The 17,939-nt window shown below is 44.6% G+C and carries 17 protein-coding genes; 10 read left to right on the forward strand and 7 right to left on the reverse strand.

The genetic code is table 11. From position 1 onward, the window contains the following. The first annotated feature begins 33 nt into the window (after nt 1-33). The 4 genes from KIH87_RS16680 to KIH87_RS16695 all read left to right on the forward strand — a co-directional run bounded on the left by KIH87_RS16680 (nt 34) and on the right by KIH87_RS16695 (nt 4,110). Nucleotides 34-891 (forward strand): alpha/beta hydrolase, encoded by an 858-nt coding sequence (locus KIH87_RS16680; RefSeq protein ID WP_232358987.1) that lies wholly within the window; start codon nt 34-36, stop codon nt 889-891. A 216-nt stretch (nt 892-1,107) separates the two neighbouring features. Further along, nucleotides 1,108-1,944: an HDOD domain-containing protein gene (locus KIH87_RS16685; RefSeq protein ID WP_232358988.1), complete on the forward strand. Its 837-nt coding sequence runs from the start codon at nt 1,108-1,110 to the stop codon at nt 1,942-1,944. A gap of 256 nt (nt 1,945-2,200) precedes the next feature. Further along, nucleotides 2,201-3,337, forward strand: coding sequence for a GGDEF domain-containing protein (locus KIH87_RS16690; protein ID WP_232358989.1), 1,137 nt, complete (start codon nt 2,201-2,203; stop codon nt 3,335-3,337). Nucleotides 3,338-3,561: 224 nt separating this feature from the next. Further along, nucleotides 3,562-4,110 (forward strand): DUF3016 domain-containing protein, encoded by a 549-nt coding sequence (locus tag KIH87_RS16695; RefSeq protein ID WP_232358990.1) that lies wholly within the window; start codon nt 3,562-3,564, stop codon nt 4,108-4,110. A gap of 106 nt (nt 4,111-4,216) precedes the next feature. Here the strand turns inward: KIH87_RS16695 and KIH87_RS16700 are convergent, their stop codons facing one another. After that, nucleotides 4,217-4,576 carry a hypothetical protein gene (locus KIH87_RS16700; protein ID WP_232358991.1) on the reverse strand — a complete coding sequence of 120 codons (360 nt, stop codon included), beginning with the start codon at nt 4,574-4,576 and terminating at the stop codon, nt 4,217-4,219. 100 nt (nt 4,577-4,676) lie between these two features. Beyond that, nucleotides 4,677-4,988, reverse strand: coding sequence for a hypothetical protein (locus KIH87_RS16705; RefSeq protein ID WP_232358992.1), 312 nt, complete (start codon nt 4,986-4,988; stop codon nt 4,677-4,679). Between the two features lie 143 nt (nt 4,989-5,131). Between KIH87_RS16705 and KIH87_RS16710 the strand changes: the two genes are divergently transcribed. After that, nucleotides 5,132-5,323, forward strand: coding sequence for a hypothetical protein (locus tag KIH87_RS16710; RefSeq protein ID WP_232358993.1), 192 nt, complete (start codon nt 5,132-5,134; stop codon nt 5,321-5,323). A gap of 1 nt (nt 5,324) precedes the next feature. On the opposite strand, the gene epmB is transcribed toward KIH87_RS16710, so the two are convergent. Beyond that, entirely contained in the window at nt 5,325-6,350 is a 1,026-nt protein-coding gene (gene epmB / locus KIH87_RS16715) for an EF-P beta-lysylation protein EpmB (RefSeq protein ID WP_232358994.1), read from the reverse strand. A 45-nt stretch (nt 6,351-6,395) separates the two neighbouring features. Here epmB and efp point away from each other — a divergent pair, with 45 nt between their 5' ends. The 3 genes from efp (at nt 6,396) to KIH87_RS16730 (ending at nt 8,804) form a co-directional block, all read left to right on the forward strand. Continuing rightward, nucleotides 6,396-6,965, forward strand: a complete 570-nt coding sequence (efp, locus tag KIH87_RS16720; RefSeq protein ID WP_232358995.1) for an elongation factor P — start codon at nt 6,396-6,398, stop codon at nt 6,963-6,965. Nucleotides 6,966-7,049: 84 nt separating this feature from the next. Next, entirely contained in the window at nt 7,050-8,036 is a 987-nt protein-coding gene (gene epmA, locus KIH87_RS16725; protein ID WP_232358996.1) for an elongation factor P--(R)-beta-lysine ligase, read from the forward strand. 96 nt (nt 8,037-8,132) lie between these two features. After that, nucleotides 8,133-8,804: a flagellar brake domain-containing protein gene (locus tag KIH87_RS16730; RefSeq protein WP_232358997.1), complete on the forward strand. Its 672-nt coding sequence runs from the start codon at nt 8,133-8,135 to the stop codon at nt 8,802-8,804. Between the two features lie 5 nt (nt 8,805-8,809). On the opposite strand, the gene hutH is transcribed toward KIH87_RS16730, so the two are convergent. The 3 genes from hutH to hutC are packed head-to-tail and all read right to left on the reverse strand — an operon-like array spanning nt 8,810 to nt 12,773. Next, a complete protein-coding gene (gene hutH / locus KIH87_RS16735; protein WP_232358998.1) occupies nt 8,810-10,327 on the reverse strand; it encodes a histidine ammonia-lyase in 1,518 nt (505 codons plus the stop codon). Nucleotides 10,328-10,340: 13 nt separating this feature from the next. After that, nucleotides 10,341-12,038, reverse strand: a complete 1,698-nt coding sequence (hutU, locus tag KIH87_RS16740; RefSeq protein ID WP_232358999.1) for a urocanate hydratase — start codon at nt 12,036-12,038, stop codon at nt 10,341-10,343. Nucleotides 12,039-12,053: 15 nt separating this feature from the next. Beyond that, on the reverse strand, nt 12,054-12,773 hold the full coding sequence (gene hutC, locus KIH87_RS16745) for a histidine utilization repressor (protein ID WP_232359000.1): 720 nt from the start codon (nt 12,771-12,773) through the stop codon (nt 12,054-12,056). A 114-nt stretch (nt 12,774-12,887) separates the two neighbouring features. On the opposite strand from hutC, the gene hutI reads away from it, so the two are divergent. Further along, nucleotides 12,888-14,126 (forward strand): imidazolonepropionase, encoded by a 1,239-nt coding sequence (gene hutI, locus KIH87_RS16750; protein ID WP_232359001.1) that lies wholly within the window; start codon nt 12,888-12,890, stop codon nt 14,124-14,126. 158 nt (nt 14,127-14,284) lie between these two features. Here the strand turns inward: hutI and KIH87_RS16755 are convergent, their stop codons facing one another. Continuing rightward, nucleotides 14,285-16,636, reverse strand: coding sequence for a TonB-dependent receptor (locus tag KIH87_RS16755; RefSeq protein ID WP_232359002.1), 2,352 nt, complete (start codon nt 16,634-16,636; stop codon nt 14,285-14,287). Between the two features lie 260 nt (nt 16,637-16,896). On the opposite strand from KIH87_RS16755, the gene KIH87_RS16760 reads away from it, so the two are divergent. After that, nucleotides 16,897-17,910, forward strand: a complete 1,014-nt coding sequence (locus KIH87_RS16760; protein ID WP_232359003.1) for a LacI family DNA-binding transcriptional regulator — start codon at nt 16,897-16,899, stop codon at nt 17,908-17,910. Nucleotides 17,911-17,939: the final 29 nt, after the last annotated feature.

Raw genomic sequence — 17,939 nt, forward strand, 5'->3', positions numbered from 1 at the left:
GTATCTACCTTAACCATCATATGGGACATCAATATGCATTCCAGAATGTTAAGTAGTACCTTTTTAATGTATTTAGGCTTAATGCTGACCGCCTGTGACTCCGTTTCGAAATCGCAAGAACAGACAACTTCAACGGCCAGCAACAATGTACAAGTGCTGGAAAATGTCCTGACGATCCCACAACTCAACAGATCCAGAACAATTCGTCTGTATTTACCGCCCGACTATGAACAAAGCAATGTACACTACCCTGTCGTTTACATGCACGACGGACAGAATTTGTTCGACAATAGCACCGCTCCCTACGGTGAATGGCAGATAGACGAAAGTCTGAATGAGCTCGCCAGAGACAGTCAATTCAATATTATCGTTGTAGGAATAGACAACGGCGGTGACGACTATCGACTACACGAATTAAGCCCTTGGGAAAATAAAGAGTACGGCAAAGCTGAAGGCGAAGAATATGCAGAATTTATTGTTAAAACCCTGAAACCCTATATTGACCAGCGCTATCGAACCTTACCAGAAAGAGAAAATACTGCGATATTCGGCAGCTCTATGGGTGGGCTGATATCACATTATCTGGCTTTCAATTATCCAGAAGTGTTTGGCAAAGTTGGCATTCTCTCACCTTCATATTGGTATTCTGAGCAAGTATTCGACTTCACGTATTCTCATCAACCCGAGCAATCATTGGCAATTTATATGGCGACGGGCGCTAAAGAACCTGAGATAATGCGCGACAATCATCGCAAAATGTTGCGTGTATTCAGTGAAACAGGCAGTGATAACATCAACGTTAGAGCACACATTGTGGCCGAAGCTGACCATAATGAGAGTTTTTGGTCGAACGAATTCAAACTCGGTATTCTGTGGCTGTTTCAAACCTGATAGAAATACATAACAATGAATGATAATTGGATTCAGCCTAACGGCATTTGATTAACATTTATTGTTAATAAAGTATCTCTAATAAGACTAAATTTGCCTCTCACATAACGAAGCGGATTAATTTATTCTCAATATCCCGTTTGAGTTTGCTTAGGTTTTTGTAATAATTCATTCCATTGATATTTGAGTAATTTTTGCAAGGAAAAGGGTCGATCAGTGACTGCCAAGAAGTATGCCTCCAAAGTAAAAGAATCATTTGCCTTACCGGAAGTATGCGTAAGTATTCGCAATATGTTAGATAATCCTCAAACGGATGCCGATGATATTGCGGCGTTAATTTCACTCGATCCATCGTTGTGCTCAAAACTGCTTAAACTCGCCAATAGCGCACTATTCAGATTTCCTTCTCAAATCAGTTCTATCAGCAAAGCGATCAATATTATTGGTGGCGAAGCCCTGTATATTCTGGTGATGTCGGAAACAGCAGCAAATGCTTACCAGCATTTCGCTAACGAAGTCGTCGACCTAAAGCGCTTCTGGAAACAAAGTGTGCTATGCGGGATCATGGCTCAAAATTTATGTAAAACACTCAGAGTGAGGGGCAGCGAACGCTTTTTCCTGATGGGGTTGCTGAATAACTTTGCCGAATTAGTGGTAGCCAAGCAATCTCCAACCATCGCCAAAACTTGCGAAGCAGAAATCAGCTCTGCCTTTCCCTGGCAATCGCAGAAAAAACACTTGGGATTTTACTACGCGGATTGCACAGCAGAAATCTTGAAGAACTGGCAACTACCGACTCAGCTTTATGAACCTCTGCATCATATTCACGATGCTCAGGCAGCGATTGATAATAAAGAAATTGCGGTACTGTATTTGGCTTACAGAACTTCACTTAAAGTGACCTATCCAAAAGAATTGAGCAGACGTAATCCAATAGAAGGGCGAGTCATGGACGCCTATGAATTGCTCTATGAAGATTTGGATGGCGTAATGAAACAAACCGAAATGGAAGCGAGAGAAATGCTACACCTGTTAAATCCAGGTTTGTTTTAACAGGTTTGACCACTATCCAGCTTGGTATTTTCAGGCTTGATTTTCGAGTTATGATTTATCCAAGATAATAATAATTTATAAATTAAAAACAATAAGTTAAAGCTAAGACTTATAGCGACCACTCGGCATTTACCAGCTTGGCGACAAAGCCAAGAAAAGCGGCATCAAAAGTATTACAATTAAAAAATGCTCGTTGTTTGTTTAACAACATCCAACTTAACCATCACTTGGAGCAATCTTTCGGGAATTGGTACTTATGAAGGATCCTCGTCTTGCCTCAGAAGAATTCCAGCGCCGTATTGACTTTGATTTTGTCAAACGAGCGATGCCGGGTCTTTTTATTTATGCGGTGGTTTGGCCTATTCTTTTTCTGGCAACGGGCTATCACGAGGTTGCCCCCCTATTTTGTTGGAGCATGGCTGGAGCTTTTACTTTCTTCAGTATCGCCAGATACACTTTGGCAATGACGACCAGAAAAGTTTATGACCTCTATCCAACATTCTGGCGTGTATCTCAATTTATCTGCACCTGTGCTCACGCCGCCTTGTGGAGTGTCTTGTTCTATCAAGCAAATCATTCACCCGATTTTGAAGCAATGGCAACCCCTATTAATCTAACCACAGCAGGTATTGCCAGTGCATCATCGATAGCACTCATCCCTAAGCTTAGATTGACTCAAACCTATGTAATTATCACGCTGCTGCCTACGGGAATGTTGACATTACTGGATCCAGAGCAATGGCATCTGGGTCTGATTGTTATCTTCTTCCTAATCTATATGCTTGTTGTTAACTATCGTATTTACAGAGAGTATTTAAGAGCTTTTAAAATCGAATGCTCATTGCAGGAAAAGCAAGACGAACTACGTAATATCAGCCAAACCGATTTCCTCACCAAAACCTACAACCGATTATTTTTTAATGAATGCATTTCGCAGCAATGGTTTTTATCACAGCGCAATAAAAAGCAAATCGCATTACTGATGATCGACATTGATCACTTCAAGATCATCAACGACAAGTACGGCCATATCTTTGGTGATGAATGCCTGGTTCACACTGCCAAAGTTATTCGCCATGTCGCCAAACGTCGCAGTGACATGGTGGTTCGATATGGTGGTGAGGAATTCGCCGTTATTCTGCCACAGACAGACATCATCGCTGCAACACGGATTGCTGAAGCGATCAGGGTTGCAATGGATACTACAGAGTTCAGCTTTGATAATATCACTATCACCATTACCGCCAGCGTCGGTGTTTGCGCCATGCTGCCCATCGGTAACGATTACAAAGTGTTACTTCAACAAGCTGATGACGCATTGTATAAAGCTAAAAACAATGGTCGGAATCGGGTTGAGATTTCAGATCTAAATCATGTTGAAGATATTCCTTGAGTCGTCACATCAAGGCACTCTGTTTTCAAAGTGTTTGATTGATCTCAAAACATGAGTGAGCAGGAAATGGCTCAATAACATAACAACTGATCAATTGAGATCACTTAACTAACGCATTAGAACGACAAAAAAGATTCAGGCAACATTCACGATTATTTTCCTAGCTTTACTATAATCAGTTGTCTGATTAACAAGTCGCATGTAAATGCCATAAAGGACTGGTTATGAAAACGTTATTAGTTAAAGCAAGCATCGTTGCCTTATTTTGTTCATCTTTCGCATTCGCAGAAGATACCGAAAACAATGACAATAAGCCCGACAGGGTTCAAATCGAATGGCAAAATCCCAAAGACTACTCGGATGTTCGTCCCGCCAATCAGTCAGCAGTTCACTTTCGTGAACACACTTTTGAAGAAATCGACAAGCTTCTGGAAAAGCTGATGAAGAAACAGCCTGAAGGACAAACATTGAAAATGACGGTCACTGATCTGGATCTAGCCGGTAGAGTTTGGCCGGGTCATTTTGTGGGAATGGATACACCTAGCGATGTACGCATGGTGAAGCGTATTGATTTCCCATCCATGGATTTCTCTTATCAGCTACTCGATGCCAATGGAAAAGTTATTCAGGAAGGTACTGAAGAAATTAAAGATATGTCATTTCAGGATAGATCAAGCCGTCGTTTCCAAAATGACACTCTCCATTATGAAAAGGTTATGATCCAAGACTGGTTTAACAAGGCATTTCTCAAAGACAAGTCAGAAGACGAATAGTCCGACAATTATCAAATGCATCATTGCCTTGGTATCACAGCCAAGGCAATTTAATCTCACTAAACATTGTGCTAAAGCAATAGAATTAGGAAGGTTGAAAAACCGATTATAGAAGGCGAGAAATAGCCTGATAAACTTCCGCCGCCTTTTCAGCAGACAAATTATTTTTCTGCGCACTTCCTTCGCTACTTGAAACTCTTACAAAGCCATCACTGCCTTGTTGTTGTTCCTGTTGCTTTTCAGTCCTTTCTTTGGCTTTATCCCTCTGTTCATCAAACTGTTCACGTAGCGTGCGCTGGTTCTCATCCGCTTTTTGCAGAATGCGAGCCTGTGGAGATAATTCGACTTCTGGGCGGTTAGCCGAGCCAATACCATAAGCATTAGGGCGAGACTCGGCCTCAGCAGTAACACTGGTATTCTTGGTAATACCCGAATTTATGCTTCCGATTGTGGCTGTTACTTCCATAACAACTCCTCACTCTACCTAACTTTAATTATGGTAAATTCTGATTAAAAAACAACCTTTGATATTGTCATTAAGTGTTTAAAGCTATACCCAACTCGTCCTAATCTTTCAAACTCTGTTGAAATTGGGCTAAGGTTTTAAACATGATCTCCATCTTTTTGACCACATCGGTTAAGGATTGTTGCATCTCTTCCTCATTAGCCCCTTGCAATAGATCAACATCTTTAGATAATTCCTCTACATAAGGCTTAAACTGTTTGCTGGAAATCTGGAACCCTATTGACTCCTCAAAGATAGAGCCAAACTTACCCTTACCTTGAGCCTGTAACTTAGCCAAAGAGGCGTCTGCATCGATAGCCTTACGATATAAGACTTGAAGATTTTCTTTAAGTTGAGAAATTACCGAATCCATAAATTTTAAAAAGCTGCTAAAGTTTACTCAATATTTGCCGATAAGCATTCGAAGGCGGGCAATTCTGCCTGTTTTTTAACTCGGCGACAAGCTTCTCAGGTGCACCTGGCAAGATTGGCGCTCAATTCAAGAGGAAATTTGGTATGGAACTTTCAGGTACTAGTACCTCATCTGTGTCCGACGCTTCTGTTGAGCTTCGTGCTGCAAAGTTGGCAAAAAACCAACAAGAGCAAGTAGGCGAACAGTCGCTTCAGCTATTGGAATCATCAGCTGGCGTACCGAAGTCATCTTCTGCTAATCCTGCTCTGGGTTCGAACGTAGATACATTCGCTTAAGCTAAGGATGAAGATGTAAATCCAAGGGCGTTTTGCCAGGTTGGCCTCCAATTTCACGGACGAGTTTTGGAACCAGGAATCCTGGCAAACGCTTTATTACTTCCGCCTGAATTTTCCGCGCACTCTCATCATCAACCGCAAAATGGCTAGCCCCCGCGACTTTATCCAGCATATGCAGGTAATAAGGTAAAACCCCTGCTTCATAAACCGTCTGATTTAGCGCTACCTGTGCATCAGCAGAATCATTGATACCTTTTAATAACACGCTTTGATTAAACAGGGTTACGCCTTGTTCTTTTAACATCTTGATAGCGCCTATCAGATGCTCATCAACTTCGTTCGCATGATTAATATGCAAAACCATCACTGGCTTTAAGCGCGTTTGAGTGAACCAATCCAACATTTCCAAAGTAACGCGTTGTGGGATCACAACAGGCAGTCGCGTATGAATGCGAATATGACGAATATGCGGTATTTGTGTGATCTCATTGGTTAGCCATTCAAGAAAGTTATCTTTAGCCATTAATGGATCACCGCCTGAATATATCACTTCATTGATGTTCTCATCAGCCGCGATCTGTTCAAGTACCGCTTTCCACCCATCTCGATTCAAGTGGTTATCTTCATAGGGAAAATGACGTCGGAAACAATAGCGACAATTAACAGCACAGCCGCCACGAACCAACAGCAGAACTCGGCTCTGGTACTTATGCAACATTCCCTTGATGCCGCTATCCTGTTCCAATAAAGGGTCTGCAACGAAACCGGGAGCTTGCACAAACTCTTGGCGCAAGGGTAATACTTGCATTAATAGAGGATCGTGGATGTTACCTTTTTCCATCTTCTCAACAAAAGGACGAGGTACACGCATTGGAAATAACTTTCTGGCGGCGAAGTCTGCGCCAAGCTCAAGACTGTCGATTTGCAGATAGTCTAAGAGTCTTTCCGGATCAGTGAATGCCGCAGCTAACTCTTTTTGCCAAAGGCTCTCTACAGGTTCAAGTTTTTTAGGTATCATCTGCGGCAACTATGTTCGTAACAAATTTAAAGAATACTATCTCAAGAGGATAACATGGCGATTTACAGCACCAACGAATTTAAAGCGGGCCTTAAAATAATGTTAGATGGAGAGCCTTGCAACATTTTAGAGAACGAATATGTAAAGCCAGGTAAAGGACAAGCATTCAACCGCGTAAAAATCCGTAAGCTGATCTCAGGTAAAGTATTGGAAAAAACCTTCAGATCAGGTGACTCCGCAGAAGGTGCTGATGTTATGGATCAAGAGTTGGCGTACTTGTACAACGACGGCGAATTCTGGCATTTCATGAACAACGAATCTTTCGAACAAATCGCAGCAGACGCAAAAGCCGTTGGCGACAACACCAAATGGCTGGTAGAAAATGACGTTTGTACATTAACGCTTTGGAACGGTTCACCTATCGCAGTTACACCACCAAATTTTGTTGAGTTAGAAATTACTGAAACCGATCCTGGTCTGAAAGGTGATACAGCAGGTACTGGCGGTAAACCAGCAACGCTTACGACTGGCGCTGTAGTGCGCGTACCACTTTTCGTTCAAACTGGCGAAGTGATCAAAGTTGACACTCGTAATGGCGAATACGTTTCTCGCGTTCAAAAATAATCTGATGATTAGCGCTTGCTTGTGGCTTCGCAAGCAAGCGTAATATCAATATCGTTTTTATAAACAACTCAATATATTCCCGTAGTGAACCATTCCTCTCACGACCAATCCTGGCAGCCAACAGCAAGTATCGAAAACTTACGTCATCGCGCCCGCATTCTGGCTCAAATACGTGAATTTTTTGCAGAACGGCAAGTCATGGAAGTTGATACTCCCTGTTTGGCAAGTGCTCCGGTAACTGATCCCCACTTAGCTAACTTTTCAACAAAATGGTTGTCTCCAGACTCTTCACAGGTTCAAACACTGTATCTGCAAACATCTCCGGAATATGCCATGAAACGCCTGCTCTGTTCCGGTAGCGGCAGTATTTACCAGTTAGGAAAAGCCTTTCGCAACGAAGAATCGGGGCGCTACCACAATGCAGAATTCACGATGCTGGAATGGTATCGTGTCGATTTTGATCACTGGCAACTGATGGATGAAATTGAGCAGTTACTAGCTCATATCATGCCTTGCCCAAAAGCCATCAGAATCAGCTACCAAGAAGCGTTCATTAAGCATTTGGGTATCGATCCTCTCACAACATCGATGGAGCAACTAAAACACAAATGCGATGAGCTCGGCTACGACAATATTACCCGTGACGAAACCCAATCAGACACTTTGCTACAACTGTTATTCAGTCATCACATTGAACCCGCATTTGATACAACCACACCTTGCTTTGTATATCACTTCCCCGCTTCTCAAGCGGCTCTTGCTCGCTTAAACCCGGAAGATGAAAGAGTTGCTGAACGTTTTGAGCTTTACTGGGGTGGTATTGAGCTTGCCAATGGCTTTCATGAACTGAGCGATCCCATTGAACAAGCACAACGCTTTGCTCAAGACAACCTGTTACGCTCACAATCAGGCATCCCGGAAGCTCAAATAGATAAGCGATTTTTACAAGCGCTTCATGCCGGATTACCGGATTGCGCCGGCGTTGCTTTGGGCGTGGATAGATTAATTATGCTTGCCACAAATTCATCTCATATCGAACAGGTAATTCCCTTTACCACCCATAAAGCATAAGGCTTTCAGCCGATTCATAACAATCTTATTTTTGGTAAATTCCGCCATCCGTTCCATACTTTTTATATCCCGAGTCATGAATCGTTATGAGATCAAATGGAAGCACACAAGCTAAACGGTGAAGCATATACTCTGTATTTGAGAGATCATTTACGTGCAGGTCAATTCGTTGACATTGAGATCAAAACAGTGAAGAAGCGCTTCCATAGCAAACTCATTGGGTTAAAAGAATCTGAATATCTTATTGTTGAACTCCCCGACATCAGAAAATATGGCTACCTAAAAGATGAAATTACCGATCAGGCCAGCATAGTGGTACGAGCTATTTTTGAGAAAACATCAGGTGAATGTATTGCATTTAACTCCAGGGCATTAGCCAAGACCACGCTTCCCGACAAACTTCTATTTATCTCGTTTCCTACAGATCTAATCAGTACCGAATTAAGGAAAGAAGTTCGAGAAACGGTAGACATTAAGGCCTTCATTTCACATGGTGATACAATTTACGAAAGCAACGATAGAAAAGTTGAAGGCAGGATCACCAACATTTCTCCTGGTGGTTGTCACTTCGAGATACCGCATGAACGCGCAATGATACTAAAAGAAAAGAAGGTGATTGTTGAGTTTGTGCCACCGGGACAAGACGAAGCCGTTAAGCGCTTTGCTTTTATTCGTTCACTACACAAGTGTGAAGACTTATATGCCTTGGGCTTGGCTTTTGAAGAAGATGAGGCTCCTTTATTTCAGAGCCTCGGGCATAATGTGTAACCGACCTAAAGCTGTAATTCAGGCACCAGCTCGTTAAATTCTCCCGCTTTCACAGCCGAAGATATTTTCTCGATATCTGGAGAGAAATAGCGATCGTGATCATAAAAAGGAACATGAGCACGCACGGTTTGATAGGCACGTTCAAGGGTATTAGTGCTTTTAAGCGGACGACGAAAATCAACACCTTGTGCCGCAGCCAGTAATTCTACCGCCAAAATACCTCGTGTATTTTCAGCCATATCACTCAGTCTACGTGCAGCGAAGGTTGCCATCGACACATGATCTTCCTGATTAGCAGAAGTCGGCAAACTGTCTACCGAAGCGGGATGCGCCAAGGTTTTGTTCTCTGATGCCAGAGCGGCAGCCGTCACTTGTGCCAACATAAAACCTGAGTTAACGCCACCGTTGTTGACCAAAAACGGAGGCAAGCCGCTGAGGTTTTTATCGATCAATAAGGCAATACGACGTTCAGCCAAAGCGCCGATTTCCGCAATAGCCAAAGCAATATTGTCAGCAACAAAGGCGACAGGTTCTGCATGGAAGTTTCCACCAGAAATGATGTCTTCACCGAAAATCAACGGGTTATCTGTGACGCCATTGGCTTCAATCAACAAGACTTTGGCAGCGTGCTGCAATTGGTCAAAACAAGCGCCCATGACCTGCGGTTGGCAGCGTAATGAGTAAGGATCCTGTACTTTTTCACAATCGGTATGAGATGCACCAATCTCAGAATTTTCACCCAATAAGTTTCTGAAGCAGGCAGCCAAATGCATTTGCCCGGCCTGCCCTCGCGCCTCGTGAATACGAGAATCAAACGGCGCACGGCTACCCAATGCCGCTTCCACGCTCAATGCTCCGGCGATGGTTCCAGCCATCATCAGGTTTTCAGCTTGAAACAGGCCAGATAAAGCCAATGCGGTAGAAGCTTGCGTGCCATTTAACAATGCCAACCCTTCTTTAGGAGCCAGTGTCACAGGCTCAAAGCCTGCGATTTTCAATCCTTCTGCACCCGTCAGCACTTCGCCATTATGGCGAACATGACCTTCTCCAATTAATGGCAAACTCATATGAGCCAAAGGCGCTAAATCGCCACTCGCACCCACAGATCCTTTTTCAGGCACGCAGGGGTAAACACCCGCATTGACCATGCCCATTAGCATGTCCAGTAATACAGGTCGAATGCCGGAAAAACCTCGTGCAAGAGAGTTAATTTTTAAGAGCATCATCAAGCGAACAACATGATCTTCCATCAACTTGCCAGTACCTGCGGCATGGGAAAGCACGATAGATCTTTGCAGTAATTCCAATTGTTCTGGAGCGATACGCGTATTCGCCAACAAACCAAATCCAGTGTTGATCCCATACACCACTTTGCCAGCAGCCAGTACACTGACAACGCTTTCGTTGGAAGCCTCAATGGCAGGAATGGCAGAGTCAGATAATGTAAGTTTGCAAGCACTTACATGCACTTGACGTAAGTGATCTAAAGTCAGTTGACCGGGCTTAATATTCAATTCAAACATGTGCGTACTCCAATTATTTCCCGGCATCCAGCATAGGTAAATCTAACCCTTGCTCACGAGCACAATTAATTGCGATGTCATAGCCAGCATCGGCATGCCTCATAACACCCGTTGCAGGATCGTTCCACAACACACGCGCAATACGTTTGTCGGCTTCTTCTGAACCATCACAAACAATCACCACACCAGCATGTTGACTAAAGCCCATGCCCACACCACCACCGTGGTGCAAGCTTACCCAGGTCGCGCCACCCGCTGTGCTCAATAACGCATTCAATAACGGCCAATCAGACACGGCATCAGAACCATCAAGCATCGATTCAGTTTCGCGGTTAGGGCTGGCAACAGAGCCAGAATCCAGATGGTCTCGACCAATCACAACCGGCGCACTTAACTCGCCATTACGTACCATTTCGTTGAAGGCCAGAGCGATACGCGCGCGGTCTTTCAAACCAATCCAGCAAATTCGTGCAGGTAAGCCCTGGAAATGAATACGCTCACGCGCCATTTCCAACCAGTTGTGCAGATGCGCGTTATCAGGAATCAGCTCTTTCACTTTAGCGTCGGTTTTATAGATATCTTCTGGATTGCCCGATAACGCAGCCCAACGGAATGGCCCAATGCCTTCACAGAATAACGGGCGAATATAGGCAGGAACGAACCCCGGAAAATCAAACGCATTTGCCACGCCTTCTTCAAGCGCCATCTGACGAATGTTGTTGCCGTAGTCCAAGGTTGCCGCACCACGTTCTTGCAAGGTCAACATAGCTTGAACCTGAATCGCCATCGACGCTTTCGCCGCTTTCACAACTGCCGCTTCGTCTTTTTGACGCATCTCGGCAGCGTACTCCATTGTCCAGCCTTTTGGCAGGTAGCCGTTCAGAGGATCGTGAGCAGAAGTCTGATCTGTCACCACATCAGGGTTAATGCCTTTTTCCACCATTTCAGGGAAGATGTCAGCCGCATTGCCCAACAATCCGATCGATGTCGGCTGCTTGTTATCCAACGACTCTTGCAACATAGCCATTGCTTCATCCAACGATGTTGCTTTTTTATCGACGTATCCCGTACGCAAGCGGAAATCAATGCGGGTCTCGTCACATTCAACGGCAATCATAGAAAAGCCAGCCATAGTCGCCGCTAGCGGTTGAGCTCCGCCCATGCCACCAAGTCCCCCAGTAAGTACCCACTTACCAGAAGCATCGCCATCAAAGTGTTTACGAGCTACAGAACCAAAGGTCTCATAAGTTCCTTGTACAATGCCTTGTGAACCAATGTAGATCCAGCTTCCTGCGGTCATTTGACCGTACATCATCAAACCTTTTTTATCTAACTCGTTGAAGTGTTCCCAGTTCGCCCAATGAGGAACCAGATTTGAGTTAGCAATCAATACCCGAGGCGCATCAGCATGAGTTTTAAACACGCCAACCGGCTTACCCGATTGAATTAACAACGACTCATCATTTTCCAGACGCTGCAACACTTCAACAATTTTGTCGAAGCATTGCCAGTCGCGGGCAGCACGACCAATACCACCATACACCACCAGATCTTCTGGACGCTCAGCCACATCGGGATCAAGGTTATTCATTAACATGCGCATAGCGGCTTCGGTTAGCCAGCTTTTGCAACTTAATTCTGTGCCGTGTGGCGCTCGGATAACACGAGAAGTATCGTGTCTTAAATCCTGCTTTTGATCAGAATGGCTCATGATGTTTCCTGTCTTCTAAATTTTTTTGGATGGGTGAAATGTCAAATGACCACCTAATCGATATCGATGTCCGGGATGGGTCAATATGGCAAAACTCACCACTGCTTTTTTCGACCAGGTACGGCGCTGTACTTGCAAGCATGGCTGCCCCGGTTCAATGTTTAATAATTCAGTACGATTGGGTGTTGCTAACACCGCTTCAATCTGGTGATCCGCATCAGTTAGCGGTGCGATGTGAGTCAAATAAATATGCGGCGTGGTTTTCTCAAAATCCTGTCCCAGATACTCAGGTACGACTTTCGGGTTAACATAACGTTCTTCAAGCTGCACAGGCACATTATCTTCAGAATGCACAATGATGCTTTGAAACACCGAGTCGCCCTGTTGCATTCCCAACTGGTGCGCAACCTGCTGCGAAGCCGGAATGGCTTGTAATGATACCTGGCGAGCCGAATGTTGATGCCCACGCTCAGCGATCTCATCAGCAATGTTGCGAATCGCAATTAACGACGATTGACTTTTAATACTGGCAACGGCATTCGCAGCTCCTTGGTTACGCGTGATAATGCCTTGGTCAGACAGTTCCTGTAACGCGCGGCGTGCAGTCATACGGCTGACATCAAACTGCTCAGCCAATGCATTTTCCGAAGGCACTGTCGTAAACTCAGGCCATTCGCCAGATTCAATCTTTTGCAATAAAGATTGCTTAATCACTTCGTACTTACTTTGTCTCATCGAATTGTCTGGGCAAGCTGAACATTGAATGAAATATAAATTGGCATATTTCACTTGTATATACAAGATTAATTCATCAAAATAGTCGCCAATACTTCGTTAAGGACTCTTGCCATGACACATCAAGACTCAACGCACTCGGCAGTGCTGCTACTGAATGCCAATATCGCACCAATGGATAGCGGCATTGCGCCTGAATCATTCATTCACAATGGTGCCGTCTTGATTGAAAACGGACTGATTAGCTGGGTTGGCAAAGAAGACGAGATGCCTTCTCTGCCAACAGAAGAAATCCGCAAGATTGACTTCCAAGGCCAATGGCTAATGCCCGGCTTTATTGATTGCCATACCCATCTGGTATTTGCAGGCAACCGTTCCAATGAGTTCGAAAAAAGACTCAACGGCATATCCTACAAAGAAATTGCAGAGCAAGGTGGCGGTATACTCAGCACGGTCAATGCCACTCGAGCTGCCAGCGAAGATGACTTATATACACTCGCCAAGAAGCGCGCTTCGGCCATGCTTAAAAATGGCGTGACGACGATAGAAATCAAATCAGGCTATGGTCTGGACTATGAAACAGAAAAGCGTGTTTTGCAGGTGGCGAAACGCCTATCAGAGTCCTTATCGGTCAATATCAGCAAAACCTATCTTGGCGCACATGCCATTCCACCCGAGTTCAAAGGCAGAGCCGACGAATACATTGCCATGGTGTGTCAGGAAGTAATGCCAAGACTGGCAGAAGCCGGACTAATTGACGCTGTTGACGTCTTTTGCGAGAACATTGGTTTTAATCTGGAACAGACAAAAGCGGTATTCGAACAAGCCAAAGCATTAGGGCTTGCCATTAAAGGCCACACCGAGCAACTATCGGCAATGGGTGGTAGCGAGTTGGCTGCCAATATGGGTGCACTCTCCGTCGATCATTTGGAATACTTGCAAGAATCCGACATTAAAGCCATGAGCCAACAAGGTACTATCGCAACTCTGTTACCTGGCGCATTTTACTATTTGCGCGAAACACAGCTTCCCCCTATTCAGCTACTGCGCCAATACAATGTGCCTATGGCGATAGCCACAGACTTCAACCCAGGTTCCTCCCCCATCGCGTCGTTGCCACTAATGTTAAACATGGCTTGTACCCTGTTCGGCATGACAGTGGAAGAAGCCTTGCAAGGAGTCACAATAAACGCGGCAAAAGCATTGGGAATGGAGAATCAGGTCGGAACATTAGAAGTCGGAAAACAGGCGGACATCGTTTGCTGGGATATTTCACACCCAAGAGATCTGGTTTATGAATACGGTGTCGCCAGCCCCAAAATGGTGATGCACAAAGGAAAGGTTGTTCTGTAAGGGCTCCTGAAAATAAAAAATTCCCGTGACACCAAGGGTGAATAGCTTGGTGATCACGAGAATCAAACGGGAAATCCAGGTTGGATTACTCAAACAGAGTGGTAAAAAAGAGGGCTACCCGACGCAGGCAGCCCTATACACTCAACAACACTTAAACCTTAATAGAACTCGTAGCTTACGCTGAATGTTGCTGTACGAGGCATGATGAAACGACCGTTATTGGCACCATTACTTCTTGGATCACCCTCAGTTAAACCATCATTATCCGTAACATTTTGCATAGCTAACTCAAACTTCAAACCACCTTCTGTAAGCAAATTAAACCCGATATCAATCTGCTCATAGGATGGCAAATAAACAGTCACTTTTGACGGGTCAATATTACCTAAACCATCGGTTTGATCTTCATACTCAAAGTTTGATAGGCGCTCGTCAACAGCAATCAAAGTACCGTAGATATTCGCTTCCATTCCACCTACTTCGAAGGCGTAGTTAGGCGTTACACGTACTTGCCAGCTTGGTTGACGGGGAGCTTCACTACCATTAAATACTGTACTATTTGTTACTTCACTATCCTGGATGGTTGCATTTAATGAGACAGAGAAACCGTCATCATTGAAATAGGTAGAATCAAGTTCAATACCATAGGCTTCTGTGGTAAATCTTTCAGATGGAGCACCAGGTCTAGGCACGAAAGTGTCACCAATTACTTCATTGTAAAAACCTGTTGCATAAAGACTGAAATTGGTACGAGCTAACTTATACCCTAGCTCATACTGTGTGACATCCTTAATCAGATTATCACCACCAGTATAGGCACCAAAGTTGTCACGGAAGTCATCGAAGTAAGGCATTTTGCTACCTTCACTGGCGCGGAAGAACACACCCATGTTGCGTTCAATCTGGTAGTTCACACCCACAGTCCATGCAGTGTCGGTTTCATCATATTGAACCGCTTTAGTAATGATGCCATCCAAACCTTCATCAACGGTATATTCAATCTCATGACTTTCACGACGAATACCCACATCCGCGCTTAACTTGTCATTAAATTGATATTCCAAGGCACCGTAGAATGCGGTTGTTTGACCATCGCCTTCACTGTTGATGTCGTAGTTCCAGCCACAACTGTCGTCGTTATCGTTACAATCAATCCCGGTCAGGTTCTCACCACCTGGACGGATCACATGATAAGACTGATTACCCAACGACCACCAATCATGAGCAGAGTAATCTGAACTGTATAGACCAATGGTAGCTTTCAACTGATCCACTTGTTTTGTGATCGCCATGTCATTAGTCAGTGCTTCTAACTCTTTATACACAACCCAGCGACCAATCTGCTGAACCATAGTATCGCCAGCATAAGTGTTACCGGTTACAGCGCCAACAGCAGATGTACCATTGTCAGCAACGCTGGACAACAAAACAGGATCGCCATTTGGCACCAATCCCAACGTATCAGCATCGCCCGAGGTATAAGCAAAGCGGTCTACGAAAGTCCAGCCATTGCCTAGTTCAAGGTTCAATGAACCACCACTGATAGACCCTTTCCAACCACGGCCATCACCGAAATCGTAAGATTGAGTTGTGCCATCCGGGCCATATTGAATTGTGCCCTGACGGTTTAACGTACCTAATTGCGTATATTCATTGTCGACGCCATCAACGAGAGGGGTTGGCAAATACCAGGCACCGTGATCATCAGTCACACGGGTAAACAGGTTTAATTTACCGTTATCAAATTCTTTGGTGATATTCACAGTGAATTGCTGGCCTTTCTCAGAGTTAAAACCCGCGTCACGAATACCAGAACTTTGCTGAACGTAGCCACCCACCATGTAGTACAGGCCATCAGCAAGACTGCCGCTTAATACAGCGTCAAGGCGTTGCAAATCGTAGGTAGAAGTAGTGTATTTGATCGACCCTTCGGTTGCTTCACCACCTTCTTTCAAAATAAAGTTTGTTGTTAAGCCGGGTTGACCGTTTGAAACAACTGAAGCTGGACCACCACGCAAGGCATCCATAAATTCAATGGTTTCGTCTACCCGGAACATGGTGGAGTTTTCAAGGAACGATAATGTGGGCGGCTGAAATACAGGCACACCTTGTAGTTGCACTGTCAAAAATGGCGCATCGCCACCACCGGGGAAACCACGAACAAATACGTTCGCACCAGAAACACCACCCGAGCTTTCAGCCCAAACACCAGGAACTGCTTTAAACAAGTCAGCCGTACTTTTCGGCGCCAATTTCTTAATCGCATCGGCACTTAAGGATGTCGTTGCATAGCTTGAGTCAACTTTACGAACAGCCTGACCACTAGCTGTACCCGTTACGATAATCTGCTCATAAAAATCCTGAGTTTTCTTTTCTGCATTTGGCTCATTATCAGATTGAGCCATTGCCAAAGGGGAACAACAGCAAGCCAATGCAACAGCAGCGGCAAGGCTATTTACTTTCAGAGACTCTTTACTTCTAACACTAAACTGAGAGGCTTGTTTTTGCATTTTCTTTGTTCCAATTGTTCTGTGCGGATGTAAACCATATGTTAAAATGCAATCGTTTGCAAACACAAAATGCAAACGATTGCATTTTAATAACAATTCGTTTCAAGTTATGCTTTATACTGGGTTTCCAGAAGGATAAAAATGAAACGCTCACTTGCCGGAAATAACCGTGGTATCATTTTTTAAGCAGCACAAATTGTAGTTTTCATAGGGCAAACCTGGTGCACCCTGGTAGCAAGAAGCGACCTGAGAGACAGAACATGACAAAAAAAATATCAACGCTGGCAGATATGGCGAAATTAGCAGGAGTATCCGAGTCCACCGTATCCAGAGCCCTCAGCGGCAGCAAGCTAGTCAGCGAACGAACCCGCGAACGCATTCAGGCATTAGCTCAAGATGCCGATTTCAGCGTTAACACCAGTGCTCGTAACCTGCGTTTACAAAAATCTAACACTATCGCTGTCGTATTGTTAATCAGTTCTGAAAATGACCAGTCAGCTACCGACCCTTTTATTCTTGGCCTACTTGGCGTTATCGCCGATGAGCTCACCAAGAAAGGTTATGACATGCTACTTGCGTCGCACAAAACTCAAGACAAACTCTGGCTGGCTCGCTATTTCGACAGTAAACGCGCCGACGGCGTTATTGTTTTCGGACAAGGTGACGACCCATCCGCCTTCGACAAACTGGTCAACGATGAAATGCCGCTCGTTGTCTGGGGAGCGAAAGAACCCAACGACAGATACATCACCGTAGGTACGGACAATTTTCAGGGCGGCAAATTAGCAACGGAACACCTTATCGCACAAGGCTGTAAACGCATCGCTTTTGCGGGTCACTTATCGTTTGAAACCACTCTCAGACATCAGGGCTATCAGACCGCCATTAAGAATGCAAAACTGGGCGAGGAACCTCATCTCGATGTTCATTTCACTTATCAGGATGGATATTCTGTAGCTGACAACCTGCTGCAAAGTAAAGCCTTCCCGTGGGATGGCATAGTCGCCGCCAGTGACACCATTGCACTGGGCATGATTAAAGCCATTCGTGACTATCGCGAACAAGGTAACGAGCTACAGGAAGTCGCTATCGTCGGATACGACGATATCCCTGTCGCCGGATTCACCCACCCTTCCTTAACCACCATCAAGCAAGACACACATGAAGGCGGTAAGCTGCTGGTGGAAAACCTGTTTAAGCAAATCAATAAGGAAAAAGTGGAATCCAGTGTGATGGAAACAATACTGGTTGAGCGGGAATCGAGCCAAATATAATTAACCCCATATATGGGGTTAATTAGCTT

This window comes from Paraneptunicella aestuarii, assembly GCF_019900845.1.
GTDB lineage: Bacteria > Pseudomonadota > Gammaproteobacteria > Enterobacterales > Alteromonadaceae > Paraneptunicella > Paraneptunicella aestuarii.

Bases quoted from the DNA above. Each gene is read 5' to 3' on its own strand.
- KIH87_RS16680 (WP_232358987.1), top strand. From the start codon at position 34: ATGCATTCCAGAATGTTAAGTAGTACCTTTTTAATGTATTTAGGCTTA.
- KIH87_RS16690 (WP_232358989.1), top strand. From the start codon at position 2,201: ATGAAGGATCCTCGTCTTGCCTCAGAAGAATTCCAGCGCCGTATTGAC.
- KIH87_RS16695 (WP_232358990.1), top strand. From the start codon at position 3,562: ATGAAAACGTTATTAGTTAAAGCAAGCATCGTTGCCTTATTTTGTTCA.
- KIH87_RS16700 (WP_232358991.1), bottom strand. From the start codon at position 4,576: ATGGAAGTAACAGCCACAATCGGAAGCATAAATTCGGGTATTACCAAG.
- KIH87_RS16705 (WP_232358992.1), bottom strand. From the start codon at position 4,988: ATGGATTCGGTAATTTCTCAACTTAAAGAAAATCTTCAAGTCTTATAT.
- KIH87_RS16710 (WP_232358993.1), top strand. From the start codon at position 5,132: ATGGAACTTTCAGGTACTAGTACCTCATCTGTGTCCGACGCTTCTGTT.
- efp (WP_232358995.1), top strand. From the start codon at position 6,396: ATGGCGATTTACAGCACCAACGAATTTAAAGCGGGCCTTAAAATAATG.
- KIH87_RS16730 (WP_232358997.1), top strand. From the start codon at position 8,133: ATGGAAGCACACAAGCTAAACGGTGAAGCATATACTCTGTATTTGAGA.
- hutH (WP_232358998.1), bottom strand. From the start codon at position 10,327: ATGTTTGAATTGAATATTAAGCCCGGTCAACTGACTTTAGATCACTTA.
- hutU (WP_232358999.1), bottom strand. From the start codon at position 12,038: ATGAGCCATTCTGATCAAAAGCAGGATTTAAGACACGATACTTCTCGT.
- hutC (WP_232359000.1), bottom strand. From the start codon at position 12,773: ATGAGACAAAGTAAGTACGAAGTGATTAAGCAATCTTTATTGCAAAAG.
- hutI (WP_232359001.1), top strand. From the start codon at position 12,888: ATGACACATCAAGACTCAACGCACTCGGCAGTGCTGCTACTGAATGCC.
- KIH87_RS16755 (WP_232359002.1), bottom strand. From the start codon at position 16,636: ATGCAAAAACAAGCCTCTCAGTTTAGTGTTAGAAGTAAAGAGTCTCTG.
- KIH87_RS16760 (WP_232359003.1), top strand. From the start codon at position 16,897: ATGACAAAAAAAATATCAACGCTGGCAGATATGGCGAAATTAGCAGGA.